18 protein-coding genes and 2 pseudogenes are annotated in these 19,260 nt (G+C 71.3%); 10 read left to right on the forward strand and 10 right to left on the reverse strand.

The annotated features are described in order from the left end of the window. Positions 1 to 4: 4 nt before the first annotated feature. From EAO70_RS25095 to EAO70_RS25125, 7 genes are read right to left on the reverse strand one after another with little or no spacing between them, the layout of a single operon-like run. Positions 5 to 1,720 (reverse strand): carbamoyltransferase C-terminal domain-containing protein, encoded by a 1,716-nt coding sequence (locus tag EAO70_RS25095; RefSeq protein WP_148005020.1) that lies wholly within the window; start codon positions 1,718 to 1,720, stop codon positions 5 to 7. 23 nt (positions 1,721 to 1,743) lie between these two features. Next, a complete protein-coding gene (locus tag EAO70_RS25100) occupies positions 1,744 to 2,541 on the reverse strand; it encodes a radical SAM protein (RefSeq protein ID WP_148005021.1) in 798 nt (265 codons plus the stop codon). Positions 2,542 to 2,557: 16 nt separating this feature from the next. After that, positions 2,558 to 3,676, reverse strand: coding sequence for a hypothetical protein (locus EAO70_RS25105; RefSeq protein ID WP_148005022.1), 1,119 nt, complete (start codon positions 3,674 to 3,676; stop codon positions 2,558 to 2,560). Then, positions 3,676 to 4,785 (reverse strand): radical SAM protein, encoded by a 1,110-nt coding sequence (locus EAO70_RS25110; protein ID WP_148005023.1) that lies wholly within the window; start codon positions 4,783 to 4,785, stop codon positions 3,676 to 3,678. Before EAO70_RS25110 ends, EAO70_RS25105 begins: the two co-directional genes overlap by 1 nt. Positions 4,786 to 4,788: 3 nt before the next feature. Continuing rightward, the gene (locus EAO70_RS25115) at positions 4,789 to 5,787 is read right to left on the reverse strand and encodes a D-2-hydroxyacid dehydrogenase (RefSeq protein WP_148005024.1); all 999 of its coding nucleotides are present in this window, start codon (positions 5,785 to 5,787) and stop codon (positions 4,789 to 4,791) included. Then, the gene (locus EAO70_RS25120) at positions 5,784 to 7,094 is read right to left on the reverse strand and encodes a glycosyltransferase family 4 protein (protein ID WP_148005025.1); all 1,311 of its coding nucleotides are present in this window, start codon (positions 7,092 to 7,094) and stop codon (positions 5,784 to 5,786) included. The genes EAO70_RS25115 and EAO70_RS25120 overlap by 4 nt, the downstream gene beginning before the upstream one ends. Before the next feature lie 44 nt (positions 7,095 to 7,138). After that, on the reverse strand, positions 7,139 to 7,558 hold the full coding sequence (locus tag EAO70_RS25125) for an ATP-binding protein (RefSeq protein WP_261993017.1): 420 nt from the start codon (positions 7,556 to 7,558) through the stop codon (positions 7,139 to 7,141). Here EAO70_RS25125 and EAO70_RS39490 point away from each other — a divergent pair. Genes EAO70_RS39490 through EAO70_RS25135 form a run of 3 tightly spaced genes read left to right on the forward strand, consistent with a single transcriptional unit; the run spans position 7,542 to position 10,281 of the window. After that, positions 7,542 to 7,838: a hypothetical protein gene (locus EAO70_RS39490; RefSeq protein WP_261993018.1), complete on the forward strand. Its 297-nt coding sequence runs from the start codon at positions 7,542 to 7,544 to the stop codon at positions 7,836 to 7,838. The two genes, EAO70_RS25125 and EAO70_RS39490, sit on opposite strands and share 17 nt — an antisense overlap. Before the next feature lie 33 nt (positions 7,839 to 7,871). After that, entirely contained in the window at positions 7,872 to 9,317 is a 1,446-nt protein-coding gene (locus EAO70_RS25130; RefSeq protein WP_148005026.1) for a carph-isopro domain-containing protein, read from the forward strand. A gap of 10 nt (positions 9,318 to 9,327) precedes the next feature. Then, the gene (locus EAO70_RS25135; RefSeq protein ID WP_148005027.1) at positions 9,328 to 10,281 is read left to right on the forward strand and encodes an FAD-dependent oxidoreductase; all 954 of its coding nucleotides are present in this window, start codon (positions 9,328 to 9,330) and stop codon (positions 10,279 to 10,281) included. Between the two features lie 180 nt (positions 10,282 to 10,461). Here the strand turns inward: EAO70_RS25135 and EAO70_RS25140 are convergent, their stop codons facing one another. Beyond that, positions 10,462 to 11,085 carry a nucleotidyltransferase domain-containing protein gene (locus tag EAO70_RS25140; RefSeq protein WP_148005028.1) on the reverse strand — a complete coding sequence of 208 codons (624 nt, stop codon included), beginning with the start codon at positions 11,083 to 11,085 and terminating at the stop codon, positions 10,462 to 10,464. Between the two features lie 179 nt (positions 11,086 to 11,264). On the opposite strand from EAO70_RS25140, the gene EAO70_RS25145 reads away from it, so the two are divergent. From EAO70_RS25145 to EAO70_RS25155, 3 genes and pseudogenes are all read left to right on the forward strand, one after another. After that, a complete protein-coding gene (locus EAO70_RS25145; RefSeq protein ID WP_148005029.1) occupies positions 11,265 to 12,851 on the forward strand; it encodes a sacsin N-terminal ATP-binding-like domain-containing protein in 1,587 nt (528 codons plus the stop codon). A 166-nt stretch (positions 12,852 to 13,017) separates the two neighbouring features. Further along, positions 13,018 to 13,236 (forward strand): annotated as a pseudogene (locus EAO70_RS25150) (hypothetical protein); the annotation flags it as partial. A gap of 47 nt (positions 13,237 to 13,283) precedes the next feature. Next, a complete protein-coding gene (locus EAO70_RS25155) occupies positions 13,284 to 14,375 on the forward strand; it encodes a phosphotransferase family protein (RefSeq protein ID WP_148005030.1) in 1,092 nt (363 codons plus the stop codon). 34 nt (positions 14,376 to 14,409) lie between these two features. Here EAO70_RS25155 and EAO70_RS25160 read toward each other — a convergent pair whose 3' ends face one another. Further along, positions 14,410 to 14,778, reverse strand: coding sequence for a hypothetical protein (locus tag EAO70_RS25160; protein WP_148005031.1), 369 nt, complete (start codon positions 14,776 to 14,778; stop codon positions 14,410 to 14,412). A 225-nt stretch (positions 14,779 to 15,003) separates the two neighbouring features. Here EAO70_RS25160 and EAO70_RS25165 point away from each other — a divergent pair, with 225 nt between their 5' ends. The 4 genes from EAO70_RS25165 to fxsA all read left to right on the forward strand — a co-directional run bounded on the left by EAO70_RS25165 (position 15,004) and on the right by fxsA (position 19,080). After that, entirely contained in the window at positions 15,004 to 15,444 is a 441-nt protein-coding gene (locus EAO70_RS25165; protein WP_148005032.1) for an Lrp/AsnC family transcriptional regulator, read from the forward strand. 112 nt (positions 15,445 to 15,556) lie between these two features. Then, positions 15,557 to 17,200 carry an amidohydrolase gene (locus tag EAO70_RS25170; RefSeq protein WP_148005033.1) on the forward strand — a complete coding sequence of 548 codons (1,644 nt, stop codon included), beginning with the start codon at positions 15,557 to 15,559 and terminating at the stop codon, positions 17,198 to 17,200. A 436-nt stretch (positions 17,201 to 17,636) separates the two neighbouring features. Next, complete coding sequence (locus tag EAO70_RS25175) at positions 17,637 to 18,413, forward strand: polyprenol monophosphomannose synthase (protein ID WP_148005034.1); 777 nt, start codon at positions 17,637 to 17,639, stop codon at positions 18,411 to 18,413. Between the two features lie 73 nt (positions 18,414 to 18,486). Continuing rightward, entirely contained in the window at positions 18,487 to 19,080 is a 594-nt protein-coding gene (gene fxsA, locus EAO70_RS25180) for an FxsA family membrane protein (protein WP_148005035.1), read from the forward strand. A gap of 15 nt (positions 19,081 to 19,095) precedes the next feature. Here fxsA and EAO70_RS39495 read toward each other — a convergent pair. Beyond that, a pseudogene (locus EAO70_RS39495) lies at positions 19,096 to 19,260 on the reverse strand (dolichol-phosphate mannosyltransferase); the annotation flags it as partial.

Consider the following 19,260-nt stretch of genomic DNA (forward strand, 5'->3'; position numbering starts at 1 on the left):
CGCCTCACCTCGTACGGAGGGCCGTGGCACGGGGGTCGGGCACATGGTCGGCGAGGAGCAGGGTGTCGCCGACCCCTAGGGCGTCGAGGCTCAGGTCCGCCGCCGCTGCCACAGCCTGCTCGGCGGTCCGCAGGATCGGGGTGCCCTTGCGGTTGAAGGAGGTGTTCAGCAGCAGCGGCAGTCCGGTGCGCTCGTGGAACTGCTCCAGGAGCCCGTGCAGACCCTGGTGGTCGGCGGCGACGGACTGCACGCGGGCGGTGCCGTCGTGGTGGGTGACCGCGGCGATGCGGTCCGCTCGGCATCGGCGGACGCGGGCGACGCGGTTCATGAAGGGGTCGCCCGCCGACATGAACCACTCCGTGGCGTGCTCGGCGAGGACCGCCGGCGCGAAGGGGCGGTATGAGGCTCGCTTCTTGATCGCATTAAGCCGGTCGCGCGTGGTGGCGTGGCCGGGGTGGGCGAGGATCGAGCGATGGCCGAGGGCTCGCGGCCCGAATTCGAGCTGTCCCTGCACCCAGCCGACGATGTGGTGTTCCGCGAGGAGCGTGGCCACCGTGGGCGCCAGACCCGGGCCGAGGCCGGTCAGCGCGCGGTACCCGGTCGGCACCGCAGTTGCCGGCAGGGCGCCCGGGTGCGGGCCCCAGGCCGCGTCGGTCGGCACAGGGAACCGCTCCTGGCCGAGCTGGTAGTGCCAGCCGTACAGCGCGGCGCCCACGGCGGTGCCCGCGTCGTGTGGCGCTGGCGCCACGAAGAGGGTGTCGAAGCCGCTGTCGGCGGCCAGCTGGCCGTTGAGGTGGGAGTTCAGGGCGCACCCGCCGGAGAACACCAACGTCGAGGCTTTGGTGAGCCGTTGCAGGTGGCGGGCGGTGTGGACGACCGACTCGGCGAAGACCTCCTGGACGGCGGCGGCCAGGTCGGCCCGCTTGTGGTCCGGCTGGTCGGCGACGTTGTCGGCGGTCCAGGCCCGGCCCGCGAGCAGCAGCGGTGTACTGCTGTCTGCCGAGCCCCAGGGGTGATCGATGCGGACCTCGCCGTCGTCGCCGAGCCGGACCAGCTCGCGGATCTGCATCCCGTAGCGCTGGGGATCGCCGAAGGCCGCGAGCGCCATCATGCTGCCCTCGGGCTCGTCGCCGGGCGGGATCACCCGCCGCGCGAGGTTCCGATAGAAGTGCCCGAGGGAGGAGTGAACGCGCCGGGGGCCGGCCGGGCTGGGCACGACGGTCGGCATGCCCTGGTGGAGGCGGTCGATGCGATCGGGGCGCAGGTCGTACCCAGTGATGCGCTCCCGGCCCGGGCCGAAGTCGGAGCCGAGGGAGGATCCGCCGGCGTCGATGACGAGGCCGGCCGCGTGGTCGTGGCCGGAGAGCAGGTAGCCGGAGAGCACGTGGGCCGTGTGGTGGGAGAGGAGACGGAGGTGTTCGCCGAGAGGGGCGGGCAGGAGGGCGGCGAGTTCGTCTCGCTCCTCGGCCAACCACCAGCCGGCGGCGGGGTTGGGGCGCATAGAGGCGGCCCAGACGGCGTCGATGTCCTGCGGTTCGAGGCCTGCGGCCTCCAGGCACCACTGGAGCGCGCGGGTCGGGGCGGTGAGCGTGCCCTTGCGGGTGGGGTGGTTGTGCTTGACGCCGCTCCAGCGTTCCTCCTCGGCCGCGTAGAGGCGGCCGTCGACGACTAAGGCGGCGCTGGTGTCGTGGTGGAAGTTCAGTCCGAGGACTGCGGGCATGGTGGTGTACCTCCGGTCTGGGGTCAGACGGTGAGGGCCGGGACGGGGAGGAGGGCGGTGCCGGAGTCGGCGTACTCGTGGCAGCGCAGGCAGAACCGGAAGTGGTGGCCGCGGGGCGCGAACACCTTGGCCGCGAAGTCCTCGTCCCAGATGCTGAATTCGCTGTCGTCCTTCGCCATGGCGTTGAAGCAGCGGTAGCAGGATCCGTCCATCTCGATCATCAGGTGCTGGTCGAGGTAGCGGTCGCAGATGCCGCGCAGCTCGTTCGCCGGCTGACCGACGTCGACGTGGTGCACGTGGTTGGTGACGTGGATGGCTCCGTACCTGTCGCACAGCCTCGCGAGCTGCGTGAGGCGGGAGGAACTGATGCCTTCCAGGACGCTGTTGATGACCACGGTCTTGCCGGCCTCGCGAAGGCGGGGCACGACGGCGTGGACCTCGTCGTAGTTCTCGTGCTCGTCGTCGCAGCCGATGAGGACCTGGTCGTACGAGCGGAGGGTGGCCTCCATGATCCGCTTGTTGCGGGCCAAGGTGATGGCGTTCGTGCCCAGGACCATGACCTTGTCGGGCAGGCGGGTGCGGGCCGCGTCGCTGAGGGCGGGGAAGTCCCGGTGCACGGTGGGCTCGCCGCCGTTGATGTGCAGCTGCTGAAAGGGGATGGTCTCCAGCCGGGCCAGGATGGTGGAGAACAGCTCCATGGACATGTTTTCGCCCTGGGCGCCGTCGGCGAAGATGCAGAAGTCGCAGGAGCGGTTGCACTTCGTCGTGATCTTGATCTTCGCCGTCTTCAGGGCGCGGGGCAGGGGCGCACGCGCGTGCATGGCTGGACTCCTTGTGTCAGGGATGGACGTCAGCGGGGGTGAGGCTGAGGAAGTCCTGCACGGTGGACTTCTGCCGGTGCCAGAGCGCGAGGGTCGCGCGCAGGGTGCCGGCGGTGGTCGGTCCGGTGGGGATCAGCGTCGCCATCCGGGCGGCCAGCCGCTGGGCGGAAGCGGCCTCGCCCGCCGCGAGCACGTTCAGGGCCTGCGCGGCGGCTCGGAGTTCCTTCGCCTCGCGCCGGATCAGGTAGTCGGTTGCCACGCCGGGCGGTGGGTCGAGGTAGTACAGCCAGCGGGCGACGCGTACGCGAAGCATTCCGGCGGCCATCACCCAGTCGGTACGGGCGGGCTCCTCGCCCTGGCCCGCGGGGCGGTTCGCGTCGGGCACGCGCCGCATGGCCGCCTCCAAAGCGACATGGGCCGTGCGGAGGAGGTGACGCGGGCTGCGGGGAGGGGCGTCGGATCGGTCTTCGGCGTGCCCGAGGAACAGCTCGGCGTACCCGTCCAGCCCGCCCGGACGCCACTGCGTGAGGGCGGCCGTCTTGCCTGGGCATCGGGTCCGTGTCGCGAGCGCGGCTGCGGCGAACCAGCACGGGGCGAGGTAGTGCCAGGCCACGCAGTGGCGCCGGTAGGCGGCGATGTCTGCAACCACGTTGTCGGTGCTGTCCGCCGCCAGCTGGTACCGGCCGCCCAGCCGGGCCTGGAGGATTCCCCGGTAGAACCGCTCGTCCACCTCGCACCACTGAGCCATCTGGGCTCGGGACTTCCAGCGCTGGAAGTCCCGGGCGCTCCCGCTGATCAGCGACCAGGTCGCGAGCTCGGGCGCGGAGACGAGTCGTTCGTCCGCCTCGGCCACAGTGAAGGCGAAGCCGGGCGGGTGCTCCAGGAGACGCCGATGGGAGACCTCCCGGCCGACCGCAGAGGTGTGCGCGGCAGCCAGGCGGTGGTTCCACTCCTCCCAGTCGGCCGGGGCCTGGGGGAGGAGGACCCGTACGTCGATGTCGGAGTGGGGAGCCAGCAGGTCGGCCGGCTGCCACTTGTGGGTGAGCATCACCGCGCCGACGCCGTGGGCGTCCAGCTCGCGTTCGTACAGCGCTCCGAGTCCCGGGTACAGGGGCGGCGCCTCGACCATGACCATCACCGCTCTCCAGCGGAGGCGCGGGCGCAAGCGGGCTGGGCCGCGCTCGTGTTGAGGAGGGGGAGCAGGGGCAGGACCGGGGTGCCTTCGGGGCGCTCCATCCGGTCCCAGCGCAGGTCGTAGTCGACGTAGTGGAAGCCCTGCCACGCGTCGTTGGTGTTGCGGTCGAGCATTGCCTGGAAGAGGTGCGCGAAGGCATCGCCGAGGGTGCCGTCGACGAGGTGGGGCTTCAGGGGGATGTCGCGGTTGTGGAGGATGCAAGGGCGGGCTACGCCCGTGGGCGTGATCTTGATGCGGTTGGCGTCGGAGCAGGTGGCACAACTGGAGTTGGAGATGAAACCGATCGAGCCCGCCCAGCCGTCCGGGCGGAGGTACTGCCCGGGGCTGCGCACCCCGAGCTCGTCCCTGCCGACCTCGCCGGCGTTCGCGAACCACTCGTGGAGGCGGTCGCGGACCTCCGCCTCGCTGATGAACTCGGCCTCGAACAGCGCCTGCGCGGGGCCGATGTTCTGGAGCTCAATCAGGCGGACAGCGATGGGCAGGTCGCGGGCGAGCTCGGCCACGGCGAAGGCATCGTCCAGGTAGGTGCGCTGGAGAACACAGTTGATCTTCACGCGCAGGCCGAGGGCGAGGGCGGTGTCGAGGGTGCGCCGGGTGATGCGTGGGTCGCCGCCGCCCATGATCTCGGCGGATCGGTCGGGGTCGAGGCTGTGGAGGCTGAGGTTGAGGTACGTCAGGCCAGCGTGGTGGAGCTTCTCGACGCTCAGGCCGCGGCGCAGGTTGCCGTGGCTGGTCATGCCGATCGCGGCGTCGGGCCCGAGGCCGTCGGCGAGGCCCGCGATCACGTCGAGGATGTCCGCCCGGAGGGTCGGCTCGCCGCCGGAGCAGTGCGCCTTCCTGATCTTCCAGGCGCCGGCCTCGGCGGCGATGGCCGCATAGTCGGAGGCGGTCAGGGGACGGTCCTTGTGCCCGTAGTCCGGCATGCAGCGTGGCTTGCAGAACACGCAGTCCAGGTTGCAGAGCGAGTTCAGGGTGAAGGCCAGGTAGGGGTGGTTGCGGCCGGTCTTGGCGAAGGCGGCGGCGAGGTCGTGGTGGCGCGTGGTGGGCATCGGTCAGCCTCCTACGAAGGGAGAGCGGGCAACGGGTACCTCGGCCAGGCCGTTAAGCGGCTGGTCGGTGAGGTAGCGGCGCAGGTTGTCGGCGAAGAACGCGACCGCCTCGTTCATGTACGTGCGGCTGAGCGTGGAGCTCTTCGGCGTGAGGACGACCCGGGGGTGGAGCCGCAGCGGATGGCGGGCAGGCAGCGGTTTCGGGTCGAAGACGTCCAGGGCGGCGCCGCGAAGGCGGCCGGCGTTGAGGGCGGCCAGGAGGGCCGCCTGGTCGACGGTCGCCGCGCGGCCGAGGTTGAGGAAGACGGACTTCGGCTTGAAGGCCGTGAAGAGGTCGTGTTCGAAGAAGCGGTCGGTGGCCCGGGTGGCGGGCAGTAGATCGACCACCACGTCGGCGACGGCGACCGCCTGGTGTACCGCCGACGTGTGCATCCACGTGATCCCACCCTCGGCGGTCACCGGCGGCGACTGCCGTACGCCGATGACGTCCATGCCGAAGGAGCGGGACGCACGAGCGAGGTGTCCGCCGATGCTGCCGCAGCCGACGATGGTCATCGTCGCCCCCGCCAGGTCGAAGAACTCCTCGGCCAGGTCGTCCTTCCACCAGGTCCGGTTCCGCTGGGCGAGCTGGCTCATGAACAACCCGCGTGAGAAACCCAGGACCAGGCCCATGGCGTGCTCGGCCATGGGCCTGCCGTGGAACCCGTACGAGCGGGTCAGAGCCACCCCGACGGAGTGGGCCTCGGCGACGGGCAGATGGTCGGTGCCGGCGGCCGGGGACGCGATCCACCTCAGATGAGGCGCGCCGAACAGCCACGACGGTTTGAACGTCCAGCCGAAGTAGACGTGTGCCTCGGCGAGCTGGTGCGGCACGGCCTCCTCGGTCGCCGTACGGAACTCGACACCGGGGAAGGCGGCGGACAGCGCCCGCTCGTGCTCGGCGGACAGCCGCCAGAAGGAGTGCGGGGACTCCAGACTGATCAACACCACCGGCCGGTTCATCGCGCTCGGCCCTCCGCGCTGGACGCTGGCGCGAGAGCCCAAGGAGCGATGCGTTCGACGACGGAACCGATGCTCGCCTCGTAGTCGTGGCGCGAGCGCACCAGGGCCGCCCCGGCGCTCCGGAGCCGGTCGCGCTCTCGGGGCAGGACGGTCAGGGCGCGGTGCAGTGCGGAGGCCAGAGACCTGGCGTCCCGCGGTGCGGCGGTGAAGCCGGTCTCACCCTCGACGACGGTCTGGGCCAGCCCGCCGGCCGTGGTAGCCACCACCGGGCCAGCACCTGCCGCGAACGCCTCCAGGGGGATGCGACCGAAGGGTTCCTCTCGGGAAGGAACGACGACCGCGCGCAGGGCAGGGTTGTGCAGCCAGGCGCGGATCGCGGGGGTGAAGCGCGTGATCAGGGTCGCGTCCAGGCCGTAGGCACGGATGCGCGCTGCCACGTCCTCCTGATACGAGGTGGGGCGCTCGTGCTCCTCCGAAGTCACAGCCGCCAGGACCAGGTGCGGAGCTCGGACCCCGCGCTCCTTGAGGAGGTGCAACGCCTCCAGGAGGTCGTCGAAGCCCTTCGTAGGCACGGCACGGCCCATGGCGAGCAGGAATCCGGCGCGTGCCTTGAAAGGCAGGGGCGGCGCGCTCGTCGGCCGGGCCATCTCCTCCTGGATCAGCCCGTTCGGGACGCTCACGATGCTTCCCCGGGGGACGGCGTAGCTGACGATGAGGTGGCCGCGCATATGGGAGGAGATGGCGCCGATCCGCCCGCCTCGGACGGTCGCCGCCCGCAGAGCGTCGCGCTCCCAGCGGACTCGGGACATGTCCTTGGGTCGCGTCAGTGCGGTCGTGGAGCGGGGCACGAGAAGCAGGTCCATGGCCGGCGACGTGTAGGGGGCCAGCCCGAGGAACGGGATGTCGAGGCCGATGAGAAGGCACCGGCTCGCTCGATCAGCGATGCGTACGACTGCCTCGCCTGCCAGGTCGCACAGCTGCACGGAGCCGTGGACCGAGTCCGGCGCCGGATGGACCTCCGGGATCGTGATCACGTCGGCCTTGGCCTGTCGCAGCATCTGCTGGACCTCGCTGGCCCACCGTCGGTCGTGCGCTCCCGCGCTCTCCGGAACGTGCGGGGCGATCACGGAGAGGCGGCCCGGCGGCAGCAGACGGGCCAGAGCCGTGAGGAAGGCTCGGTTGCTGAAGCCGGTGCCCGACTCCGCGCCGTAGAAGCCCTCGTGGAGGGCGACGACGACACGGGGCCGACGGGCCGCCTGCGGTACGTCCATGGGCGGGAGTGGTGGAGTCGCATGATCGATGCGCATCGTGTGGTGCCTCCTTCGAAGACGGGGTGTCGCGGGTGTGGACATCAATGGGCGCTGTCGAGCGAGAGATGGAACCCGCGCGTGAGTCGGCACCAAGCACGGGTTCCGTCAGTACCGGTCGTCAGCGACCAGGCATCGGCCAAGGCCTCGACGATGACCAGCCCTCGTCCTGACTCGGCCTCCTCCTCAGCAGCCGGAGGAGAGGAGGGCGCGGGGTCAGAACAGCCGCCGTCGGTGATCGTGATCTCGACCTCCAGGCCACCGGCGGTCTGACTCCAGCGGTCGACGCACAGGACCAGAGGCGGCCTGCCCGAGGCGAACGCGTTCGTCGCGAGCTCCGACGTGATCAGGCGGGCGTCATCAAGCAAGTCAGCCTCGGCGCCGTGGAGTGCGACCGTCACAGCCTCCCGGGCGACTTCGGCCGCCTTTGGCCCGTACGGCAGATCCGTGATCAACGTGATCACGGCGGCGCCGTCGGTGTGCCCGAACGCCGGGACGCGGGCCGGACGCTCGGTGTCGTGGTCCAGCACACTGCCGAGACGGCTTCGGGAGGTGCTCGTGCGGTGTCTCAAGGTCCACCTCATTTCCGTCGGCACCGAGGGCGGCGCCTTCCGCCGGGATCTAAGAACACCGGAGGCGGGGGGTCGCGCAGGACCCGATCAACGGGTCAACTCGGTCAACTTCCTTGAGAAGCAGGTGAATCAACCGTCCGAAGGCGTCAACATGAGGGAGCGCGAGAAGTGATGGATGAACCACTGGGGCAAGAGGTGGTCGCACGTGGCACCGCAGGCAGGGCAACCCAACGACGCACTGGCAGGGTGCCTGGATGAACTCGGATGGAGCCCCAAGGCGCTTGCTCGGAAGCTCAACAGGGTCTTCGGCGCGGGGACGGTGGCCGAGTCGGCGCCATACCACTGGCGGGACGCCGGCTCGCTGCCGCGCTCGCCGTTACCGATGATGGCCGCCTATGTGCTTTCCCAGGAACTGGGTAGACCTGTCTCGGTGGCCGAACTCTGGCAGGGCCGCGTGGGCGACTCCTCGGCGCTCGTTCCTGCGGACACGGATCTCGCAGGGCCCTGGACCGTGCAGGGTATGGAGGCGATCGTGGAGGACTGGGTGATGGGAGGGCTCGTCGACCGACGCCGGTTCCTCGCGATCTCGGGCGCGGGGCTTCTCGCGATCGTCGCCCAGTACCTCGATGGCACTGCGGGACGCGGCCAGTACGCGCCCCGGATCACGCCGTCCGTAGGTGCGGATCCGCTTGTGGACCAGGTCGAACAGCACCTGCCCATGCTCTCCGCGCTTGACGACGAACACGGAGGGGCACGTCACCTCCCATACGTGGGTGCCCAGTTCCGCGCGGTCGGGCTGCTGATCCGAGAAGGCGGTCACGCTCCCGCCGTTGCGAGCCGCCTCATCCGCGCGCTCGCGGAGATCGGCCAGCTGGCCGGCTGGATGGCCTTCGACGCCGCCGATCACGGCTTGGCGCAGCGCTACTTCGCCACCGCGCTGCGGGCAGCGCACCAGGTCAACGACCTGCCTCTTTGCGCCCACATCCTCGGCGACCTCTCTTTTCAGGCGGCGAGCCGGGGTCACCCCGCGGACGCCATCGCCCTCGGCGAGGCTGCCCGCCGCGCCAGCGACGCTGCCCCGCCCGTCGTCCGGGCATCCGTCCTGTCGCGGCTCGCCTACGCGTACGCCGCCGCTGGCCGCGACAACGACTTCGCCCACACTCGCGGGGCCGCCCGCGAGCTGATCGCCAGCCGGGACGGCAGCCAGGAGGAGCCTCGCTGGATGTACTTCCTCACCGACAACCACCTGGACTGCCAGGCGGGGTACGGCCTCATTCAGATGGGCCGCGCGCAGCTGAAGGAGGACGGTGGAACGAGGGGACGGCGGTTCCTCGCCCAAGGGGCGGAGATGCTTCGTTCCGGAGCGTACGACGTCCCGCGAGGCGACCCCAGTCAGCGCAGGGCCATGTTCGAAGGGGCCTGGCTGGCCCTGGGGCACAGCGCCCACGGGGACCTGGAGGCCGCGTGCGAGATCGGTCAGATCGCCGCCGACCGCCTCGATGCCGTGCGCTCGCCTCGCAGTGCGGCCCTGCTCCACCAGCTCGCCGCAGACCTGCGGCGCCGACAGCGTAATTCCCACGTGCGCAGCTTCCTGCCGGTCCTGGAACACGCCCTCGCCGAACACGCCCCGTCGACGCCACCTGGCCGTTAGGGTCGGGATCATGACCGCAGGGGAGCGCGTTGTCGTTGTCGGGGCTGGGGTGGCAGGGCTCACCACCGCCGTCCTTCTCGCCGAGGCTGGTGCTTCGGTGCACGTGATCGCCGAGCAGGTGCCCGGCGTCACGTCGCTGGCGGCGGGGGCGATGTGGGGGCCGTACCTGGTCGAACCGAAGGACAAGGTCGACCAGTGGGGGCAGCGGTCCCTGGAGATCTTCCGCGAGCTGGCGGAGGACCCGTCGACGGGTGTCAGGCTGACCAGCGGCATTGAGGCGTCCCGCACGGCCGAGGCGCCACCGGACTGGGCTATCACTCTGCCAGGCTTCCGGCCGTGCAAGCAGACCGAGCTTCCGGCCGGGTTCACCGCCGGGTACCGGTTCACCGTGCCGCTGATCGACATGCCCACCTACCTCGACTACCTCCTGCGTCGGCTTGATGCCGTTGGAGGAACGTTTGAGCGGCGACGCCTGACCTCGCTCGCGGACGCCGATATGGCCCCCGTGATCGTCAATTGCGCCGGACTGGGTGCCAAGGACCTGGTTCCAGACCCGGACCTTCGGCCCATCCGCGGTCAGCACGTCGTCGTCACCAACCCGGGTCTGACCGAGTTCTTCTCCGAGGACACAGGTCTCTCGCCGGACCTGCTGTGCTTCTATCCGCACGGTGACACCGTCGTCCTGGGAGGCACCGCCGTCGACGGTGAGGGCGATCTCGCCTCCGACGACGGTGCGGCGGCCGACATCCTGGCCCGCTGCGCCAAGGTCGAGCCTCGTCTTGCCGAGGCACGTGTTCTGGAGCACCGGATCGGCGCTCGGCCAACGCGGGCCACGGTCCGCGTGGAGGCCGATCGACAGGAGGACGGCAGGCTGGTCGTACATAACTACGGGCACGGAGGCGCCGGCGTCACGCTGTCGTGGGGGTGTGCTGAGGAGACTGGTGAGTTGCTGAACGCCTCCTGACGGAGTGTCCGAAGGGCTACGGCCCAGTACACGTGCGAGGAGGGCGACTGTGCCTCATCTTCGCCAGCACGACGTGTGTGACCAGGACTTGCCACCTCCTCAGCGCCAAGTCCTGTTGCGGAGGGCGTGTTGCCCGCGGTGACTCGGTACCGGAACCTGACCTCTGCGACGTTCCTCTGTTCAAGTTCGGCTGACAGGTAGAAGCCGCCGAAGCCAGGGGTGGTCGGGCACGATCACGTTGATCGCGTCCGCCAACCAGGCGCGCGCCGGAGCGTCGAGCAGCGGCAGTACAGCTTCGAAGTCGGCCTCGTCCTTGTTCCGGGTCGCCTTGGCCTTGTAGAAGAGTTGGACCTCGGGCGCGAGATACGGGATGCCCGTCTTGCTCGTGCGCCCGAGCTGGTCGATCGGGAGCCGGATTGCCGGGTCACGCCGCGAGACCCATTGGGTGCCCTCCGCCTCGTCCAGCATGAGCTGGATGGACCAGGGGGCCTCGGGCGTGCGGCGGCACCAGATGTCGTGCAGTGGCTGCGGAAGAACCTCTCCAGGAAGCCACGTTCTCAGCCTTCCCTGGCCGGGCGGGTCCGCCACGTAAAGGTCCCAGCTGGCCAGGAGGCCCCGTGCGCGGACCTGGTCACGCCGGAGAATCAGGAGGTCGAGATCGCCGTGTGGCCGCAACTCGTGTCCGACCGCGAGTTCGATCGCGTAACCACCGGCAATCCACCACGGGAAGTCCGCCTCGGTGAAGACCGTGGCCACGTCCTCGGGACGAGCTGGCACCCAGCGTCCCAACACATCAGCACTCACCCACACATACTCCCAGTGACCAGACGGATGGCAGCACAGTGCTGCCCGCGGGCCGCGCCGCAGCCCGTACCGAGGACATCTGGCAGGCGCCCTGGCTTCGTACCCCTTCATGTGGCCCCCGCGGTCGCAACCGCCGTACTGTTCAGTGCGCTCGAACGCGTCTAAAGGGGGACACGACTATGCCGGACCGCAGCGCCGAAGTACGTGCGAAGACGCGCGACCGCATTGCTTCGTACCAGGAGTCCAAGGATCGCTGGAACCTGTTCCGGAGCCTCAAGAACCTCATCGAACAGGCCGTCCGCGACTACGAGCACCGCGCCCTGGTGGAGCTCCTTCAGAACGCCCACGACGCGCATGACGCCGACGACCCCGGGGGCAGGGTCCTGATCACGCTCGACCACGACGAGGGCCCGCACGGCGCGGTGTACGTGGCGAACACCGGGCGGCCCGTCAGCCGCAGCAACTTCGACGCGATGACCGACATTGCACAGTCGGACAAGCGACCGGAGGAGGGCATCGGCAACAAGGGGATCGGCTTCAAGAGCGTTCTCCAGCTGACCGGAGCACCCCAGGTCTACTCGGTCGCCGAGGAGGGAAGCCAGGTCTTCGACGGCTATCGCTTCACCTTCGCCGACGAGACCTCGCTCAAGGACTTCCTGGGCGGCGACGCGACCCTCGCGGCGGAGGTGGCCGCCGACGTCTTCCACCTCTGTCTGCCCGTGCCCCTCGACGGCGTCCCCGACACCGTGAACTGCTTCGCGGCCGACGGATACGTGACCGTGCTGCGCCTGCCGCTCAAGAGCGAGGAGGCCCGGGCCGAGGCGGCCGAGCAGCTGACCGCGCTGTCCGCCGGCCCGCCGGTGCTGCTCTTCCTGCGCCGCATCGGGTCGCTCACCATCGAGGAGAGGCAGGACGGCGAGGTCGCCCGGCGCACCCTGGTCCGGACCGAGCGGGTGGACGCCGTCCTCGACCGGCTCACGGTCAGCACGGTGACCGTCGGCGACGGAGATGCGTTTGTCCTCCTCGACCGGCAGGTGGCGGCGGACGAGTTCGGCGACGCGATCGAGCGCAGTGTGCTCGGCGACCACATCAGTGAGGGATGGCGCGACTGGCAGGGAGACGCCCGGGTCACCCTCGCGGTTCCCCTTGGGGACGGACCGGCCGAAGGACGCCTCTACACCCACCTGCCGATGGGCGAGCAGGCCGTTGCCCCCCTGCCGGCCCATGTGAACGCGCCCTTCTTCGCCAAGCTCGCCCGCGTCGACCTCGAGAAGACGGTCCCGCTCAACGACTTCCTCCTGGACGAGCTGGCCGTCCTCGGTGCCGAGACGCTCCTCGCCTGCTCCGCCGGGACCGTCGAGCTCCCACCGACCCTCTGCGCCGATCTGCTGAGCTGGGACGCGTCCATGTCCGACCGGCTGACCCGGGCCTTCGAGCGGCTCGGACACGAGGTCGGCACGGCCCCGGTCGTCCCCTTGGCTCCCGGCTCCCGGCGGTCGTGGGACTCCCTCGCAGAGACCCGCCTGTGGGATGACAAGGACCGGACCCTCTTCACTACCGACCGGCTGACCAGGGAGGCGGACGCCGTACTCGTGCACCCGTCCGTCACCGGGCACCGTGCGGCCCGGCTGGAGAAGGCCGTGGCGCGCCGGGGCGTCCTGCCGTCGGCCGTGTTGCACTTGCGGAGCTTTCCCTCATCGTCCACGAGGATGCGGCGGCCCTGGAGGGAGCGGGGCCGCTCGACGCAGCCGGCGAGCTCGTCGTAGAAGCGTGCCCAGTCTTCCGCCTGGAAGGGTGCACCGGCGAGGCGGCGGGCGAGGCTCTCGGCCCAGGTCGCCACGAGTTCGTCCGACGGCCGCAACGAGCGGCCGACGAGCGTGACCACGGCCTTCTCCAGCCGGGCCGCACGGTGCCCGGTGACGGACGGGTGCCGACTGGCAGCACGGCACCTGGCAGGGCCGCGGCTGGACCGACCGGCGCGTCTACGACCTCTCGGACCCCGCCGCCCACCCGATGGCGGCGTACGGCGTCACCGACCACGCCGCCCGCTTCACCCTCGACGGCCGCACCGGCCACGGCATCTTCGAACACGGCTCGTTCGGCCGCCACGACCCCAGCGGCTTCGCCGACCACACCGCGACGGCCCCCTGACCGCCCGGCCCGCCGGCCGCGCCGAACAGCCCACCGAGGAGACCTCCGTGACCGCCGCGCCCCGCCCCCGCACCACCACCCGCGACCCCGAGGAGCTCGGCCGCCGGCTCACCCGCTGGCTGGACCGGCGGCTCCCGGGCGCCCGCGTGACCGGACTCGCCGTGCCCGGTTCCAACGGCATGTCCAGCGAGACCCTGCTCTTCGAACTCGACCACCCCGACGCGCCGGTCCGCGGCTGCGCCCTGCGACTGGCCGCCGACCCCGAGGCGTACACCGTCTTCCCCGTCTACGACATGGCCCGCCAGCACCGGGTCATGCGCCTGGTCGGCGAGCACACCGACCTCCCCGTCCCGCGCGTGCTCTGGCTGGAAGAGGACCCCGGACCGCTCGGCGCGCCCTTCTTCGTGATGGCCCGCGCCGAGGGCCGGGTCCCGCCGGACGTGATGCCCTACACGTACGAGGGGAACTGGCTGCACGACGCCACCGACCGGGAACGCGCCCTGCTGGAGGCCGAGTCCGTCGCCGTGATCGCCCGGCTGCACGACCAGTTCCCCGCGAAGGAGGCCGAGTTCCTCCTGCCGCCCGGGCACGGCACCCCGCTGCGTCGTCATGTCGACGCCCAACGCGCCTACTACGCCTGGGTGGTGGAGGGACTCGCGCCCTCGCCGCTCATCGAGTCGGCCTTCGACTGGCTGGAGGCGCACTGGCCGGCCGACGAGGGACCGGCCGTCCTGGGCTGGGGCGACGCGCGCATCGGGAACATCGTCTACGACGGATTCACCCCCGCGGCCGTCCTCGACTGGGAGATGGCCGCCTGCGTCCCGCGCGAGGTGGACCTCGGCTGGACGGTCTATCTGCACCGCTTCTTCCAGGACCTGACCGTCGGCTTCGGACAGCCCGGACTGCCGGACCTCCTGCGGCGCGACGCGGTCGAACGGCGCTACGCCGAACTGACCGGGCACACCCCGCGCGACATGGAGTTCCACACCCTCTACGCGGCGCTGCGGCACGCGATCGTCATGCTCAGGATCGCCTACCGACAGGCCCACTTCGGCGAGGTCGAGGTGCCCGCCGACCCCGACGGGCTGATCCTGCACCACGCCACCCTGGCGGCGATGGTGCAGGGACGCTACTGGTGAGCGGAGGGGCCCGGAGGCCCCGTCCGGACCTGCCTCAGGCCGCGCGCCGCAGCTGCGTCACCCGGATCGGGCGCGAGCCCGGTCCGCCGACGTGCGAGAAGGGCTGCGTGCGCCAGTCGAGGCCCTGGGGGAGCGTCAGGAGCAGGGCGGTGTCCTGCTCCTGGACCTCCAGGGTGTCGTCGGCCGGCCGGGCCTCGGCCGCCCCGAGGCCGGTGCCCCGGCAGACCGTCAGGACGAAGGGGTTCCACGGCGTCGGGCAGAGCGCGTGCTCCGGCAGCGCGTCCTCGTCCGCGAGCAGCGCGATCGGCTGCACGCACTCCGGGCAGATGACCCGGAACATCTCAAAGGTGTCGTACGCGTCGAGCTCATCGGACGTCTCGACCGAATCAACAGGCTCCTGCATGGAGAATCTCCCCCTCGGGTGGGTCGGCCGGATCTGTACGGCCTCGACCACATCAAGCACTTCCCATACCGCCGTCCGCATAATCGTGTGGCAGTACCCAAGGTCGGACACGAATCTGTGGCGTTCGTCACATGCCGGCCGTGCTCGCGTCGGGATGACCCATACCGCCCGATTGCGGTCGACCCCGGCGGTGCCGCACCTCCCCGGGAGCAATAGGGTCACCGCATGGAGGAGCTGGATCGTCAGATCGTCGAGTTGCTCGTCAAGGACGGGCGCATGAGCTACACCGACCTGGGCAAGGCCACGGGCCTGTCCACGTCGGCGGTACATCAGCGCGTCCGCCGCCTCGAGCAGCGCGGAGTCATTCGCGGCTACGCCGCCGTCGTGGACCCGGAGGCCGTCGGCCTGCCGCTGACCGCCTTCATCTCGGTCAAACCCTTCGACCCCAGCTCCCCCGACGACACCCCCGACCGCCTCGCCGACATCCCCGAGATCGAGGCGTGCCACAGCGTCGCCGGCGACGAGAACTACATCCTCAAGGTCCGCGTCGCCACCCCGCTGGAGCTGGAGCACCTGCTCAGCCGGWTCCGCTCCCAGGCCGGTGTCTCCAGCCGCACCACCGTCGTCCTCTCCACCCCGTACGAGGCCCGGCCCCCGCGCATCTGACGGCGGGTCCGCCCGGCCGGAGCCCCCGCTCCACGCGCGCGTGGAGCGGCGCGTCTGTCCCGAGGGGGACCTGCCGGACAAACCGGGTCCCGGCAGGTCATAGCCTGGTCGCATGAGTGAGTCCACGCCCCCCGCCTCTTCCGCCGAAGACCGCACCGTGCTGCTGCGCGGTGGAGAGGTCCACAGTCCCGCCGATCCCTTCGCCACCGCCATGGTGGTGGAGCGCGGGCACGTCGCCTGGGTCGGCTCCGAGGGGGCGGCCGACGCCTTCGCCACCGGCGTGGACGAGGTGGTGGACCTGGAGGGCGCGCTCGTCACCCCCGCGTTCGTCGACGCGCACGTCCACACCACCGCCACCGGCTTCGCCCTCACCGGGCTCGACCTGTCGGCCGCCGCCTCGCTCGCCGATGCGGCGGAGCTGGTCCGCGCGCACGCCGAGGCCCGCCCCGAGGACCGCATCCTCATCGGCCACGGCTGGGACGCCTCCCGCTGGCCCGAGCGCCGCCCGCTCACCCGCGCCGAACTCGACGCACTCACCGGCGGCCGCCCGCTCTACCTCACCCGCATCGACGTCCACTCGGCCGTCGTCACCACCGCGCTGCTCGACCTCGTGCCCGGCATCCGCGGCCTGGACGGCTTCCACGAGGGTCGGCAGCCGCTCACCGGCGACGCCCACCACGCCGTGCGGGCCGCCGCCTTCGGCGCCGTCTCCGCCCGCCAGCGCACCGAGGCGCAGCGCGCGGCCCGGAACCGGGCCGCCGCCCTGGGCATCGGCACCCTCCACGAATGCGGAGGCCCCCGGATCTCCTCCGAGGAGGACTTCACCGGCCTCCTGGACCTGGCCCGCGACGAGGCCGGGCCCCGCGTCGTCGGCTACTGGGCCGACCTGGACGTCGCCCGCGCCCGCGCCCTCGGCGCCCTGGGCGCGGCCGGCGACCTGTTCGCCGACGGTTCCCTCGGCTCGCACACCGCCTGCCTGCACGAGCCGTACGCCGACCACGCCGACGCCGGGCACACGGGAGCCGCCCACCTGGACGCGGCCACCATCGCCCTCCACGTGGTGGCGTGCACCGAGGCGGGCCTCCAGGCCGGCTTCCACGCCATCGGGGACGCCGCCGTGACCGCCGTCGTGGAGGGCGTCAGGGCCGCCGCGGAGAAGCTCGGCCTCGGCCGCGTCCGGGCCGCCCGGCACCGCGTCGAGCACGTCGAGATGCTCACCCCCGAGACGATCGCCGCCTTCGCCGAGCTGGGCCTCACCGCGTCCGTCCAGCCCGCCTTCGACGCCTTCTGGGGCGGCGAGGAGGGCATGTACGCCGACCGGCTTGGGGTCGAGCGGGCCCGCACCCTCAACCCGTACGCGGCGCTGCTGCGCGCCGGAGTGCCGCTGGCCTTCGGCTCGGACAGCCCGGTGACACCGCTCGACCCCTGGGGCACCGTCCGCGCCGCCGCGTTCCACCGGACCCCCGAGCACCGGATCTCCGCCCGGGCCGCCTTCACCGCCCACACCCGGGGCGGCTGGCGGGCCGTGGGCCGGGACGACGCGGGCACGCTGGTGCCGGGCGCTCCCGCCGACTACGCGGTCTGGCGCACCGAGGAGCTCGTCGTCCAGGCACCCGACGACCGGGTGGCCCGCTGGTCCACCGACCCCCGCTCCGGGACGCCCGGTCTGCCCGATCTGTCCCCCGGAGCAGAGCTGCCCGTGTGCCTGCGGACGGTGGTGCACGGGCAGACGGTGTTCGTACGGCCGAACGAGTGATGTGGGGATATGTCCCACCGGGAAGACCGTCCCGCACGCTTGTCCCCGACCTGCGGATCTTCCCCTCCGGCCTGGGCTTTCTCGGCATCTGCGCAGGTCAAGCGGGTGTTGACAGTCGACCGTCCGGGACGGGTAGGTTCACCGCGTCCACCACAGGACGTCCGACCGGACAGCGACTCCCCGCACTCGCCGTACGCCACCCGCGCCGCGGCCGCGAGGGAAGGTTTCTCCGGCCGGAAGGTGCGACCCGGGTGGGGCCCGGACGTTCAGTAGACAACGGCTCTCGGTCGATCCGCCGCCAGCGGATCCCAGGTCGGACCGAAGGACGACGGGCCCCGCACCGCACGTCCCGCCCCTCGCAGTCGACCCGCCGCGCCGGAGCACTCCGGGGACCTCGCTATGGTGGGGTCCTGCGTATGTATCCGAAGGGGCAGTAGTGAACGACGGTGGCCAGAGGCGTTACGGCCCGCTCGGCAAGGCCTTGGTGATCATTCCGACCTACAACGAGGCGGAGAACATCAAGCCGATCGTCGCGCGGGTGCGGGAGTCCGTACCCGAGGCGCACGTCCTCGTCGCCGACGACAACAGCCCCGACGGCACGGGCAAGTTCGCGGACGAGATCGCGTCCGAGGACGACCATGTGCACGTCCTGCACCGCAAGGGCAAGGAGGGGCTCGGCGCCGCCTACCTGGCCGGCTTCCGCTGGGGCATCGACCACGGGTACGACGTCCTCGTCGAGATGGACGCCGACGGCTCCCACCAGCCCGAGGAGCTCCCGCGGCTGCTCACCGCCCTCAAGGGCGCGGACCTCGTCCTCGGCTCCCGCTGGGTGCCGGGCGGCCGCATCGTGAACTGGCCGAAGTCCCGCGAGATCATCTCCCGCGGCGGCAGCCTCTACTCGCGCATGATGCTCGACGTACCGATCCGCGACGTCACCGGCGGCTACCGGGCCTTCCGCAAGGAGACCCTGGAGGGCCTGGGCCTGGAGGACGTGGCCTCGGCGGGCTACTGCTTCCAGGTCGACCTGGCCCGCCGCGCGGTCGCCGCCGGCTTCCACGTGGTCGAGGTCCCGATCACCTTCGTCGAGCGCGAGATCGGCGACTCGAAGATGAGCCGGAACATCGTCGTCGAGGCGCTCTGGCGCGTCACCGGCTGGGGCCTGACCGCCCGGGCCGAGAAGGTCGGCAGGAAGCTCGGCCGCAAGACCTCCTGACCCCCGGACGGGGCGTCCCGCACTGATCTTCCCTTTACGACGTTCCGGCGGGGCGCCAGGCACACTGGGGACCATGACGACCGGCGCAACGCCTCCCCTCGCCCGTAAGCGCTCACGCGCGCGTACCTTCCTTCCGCTCGCCGTCGCGGCCTGGCTGGTCCTGGAGATCTGGCTGCTCACGGTGGTGGCGGACGTGGCGGGCGGCCTGACCGTCTTCGCCCTGCTCGTCGGCGGCATCGTCCTCGGTGCCGCCGTCGTCAAGCGGGCCGGCCGCCGGGCCTTCCGCACCCTCACGTCGACCTTCCAGCAGGCCCAGGCCGCCGCGCAGACGGGCACGGCGCCCCCGGCGCCCGAGCGGACGGGCACGGAGGACCGCAACGGCTTCTTGATGCTCGGCGGCCTGCTCCTGATGCTTCCCGGCCTGATCTCCGACGTCCTCGGTCTGCTCCTGCTGATCCCGCCGGTCCGCTCGGTCCTCGGGCGGTACGCCGACCGGGCCGCCGAGCGCCGGATGGCCGCGGCCCCTCCCGGCAGCCTCCAGGACGCCTTCCAGCAGGCCCGCATGCACCGCCCGGACGGCAAGGTCGTCCAGGGCGAGGTCATCCGCGAGGACGCCGCCCAAGGCGCGCGTCGGGCCGACGAACCCCGCCCGCCCCTGCTGCCCTGACGCCCCGTCCGGGGGTCAGGAGGTCTTGCGGCCGAGCTTCCTGCCGACCTTCTCGGCCCGGGCGGTCAGGCCCCAGCCGGTGACGCGCCAGAGCGCCTCGACGACGATGTTCCGGCTCATCTTCGAGTCGCCGATCTCGCGCTCGACGAAGGTGATCGGGACCTCGACCACGTGGAAGCC

Origin of the sequence: Streptomyces sp. adm13(2018) (assembly GCF_008042145.1) — a bacterium.
Lineage (GTDB): Bacteria > Actinomycetota > Actinomycetes > Streptomycetales > Streptomycetaceae > Streptomyces.

Bases quoted from the DNA above. Each gene is read 5' to 3' on its own strand.
- EAO70_RS25095 (WP_148005020.1), bottom strand. From the start codon at position 1,720: ATGCCCGCAGTCCTCGGACTGAACTTCCACCACGACACCAGCGCCGCC.
- EAO70_RS25100 (WP_148005021.1), bottom strand. From the start codon at position 2,541: ATGCACGCGCGTGCGCCCCTGCCCCGCGCCCTGAAGACGGCGAAGATC.
- EAO70_RS25105 (WP_148005022.1), bottom strand. From the start codon at position 3,676: ATGGTCATGGTCGAGGCGCCGCCCCTGTACCCGGGACTCGGAGCGCTG.
- EAO70_RS25110 (WP_148005023.1), bottom strand. From the start codon at position 4,785: ATGCCCACCACGCGCCACCACGACCTCGCCGCCGCCTTCGCCAAGACC.
- EAO70_RS25115 (WP_148005024.1), bottom strand. From the start codon at position 5,787: ATGAACCGGCCGGTGGTGTTGATCAGTCTGGAGTCCCCGCACTCCTTC.
- EAO70_RS25120 (WP_148005025.1), bottom strand. From the start codon at position 7,094: ATGCGCATCGATCATGCGACTCCACCACTCCCGCCCATGGACGTACCG.
- EAO70_RS25135 (WP_148005027.1), top strand. From the start codon at position 9,328: ATGACCGCAGGGGAGCGCGTTGTCGTTGTCGGGGCTGGGGTGGCAGGG.
- EAO70_RS25145 (WP_148005029.1), top strand. From the start codon at position 11,265: ATGCCGGACCGCAGCGCCGAAGTACGTGCGAAGACGCGCGACCGCATT.
- EAO70_RS25160 (WP_148005031.1), bottom strand. From the start codon at position 14,778: ATGCAGGAGCCTGTTGATTCGGTCGAGACGTCCGATGAGCTCGACGCG.
- EAO70_RS25170 (WP_148005033.1), top strand. From the start codon at position 15,557: ATGAGTGAGTCCACGCCCCCCGCCTCTTCCGCCGAAGACCGCACCGTG.
- fxsA (WP_148005035.1), top strand. From the start codon at position 18,487: ATGACGACCGGCGCAACGCCTCCCCTCGCCCGTAAGCGCTCACGCGCG.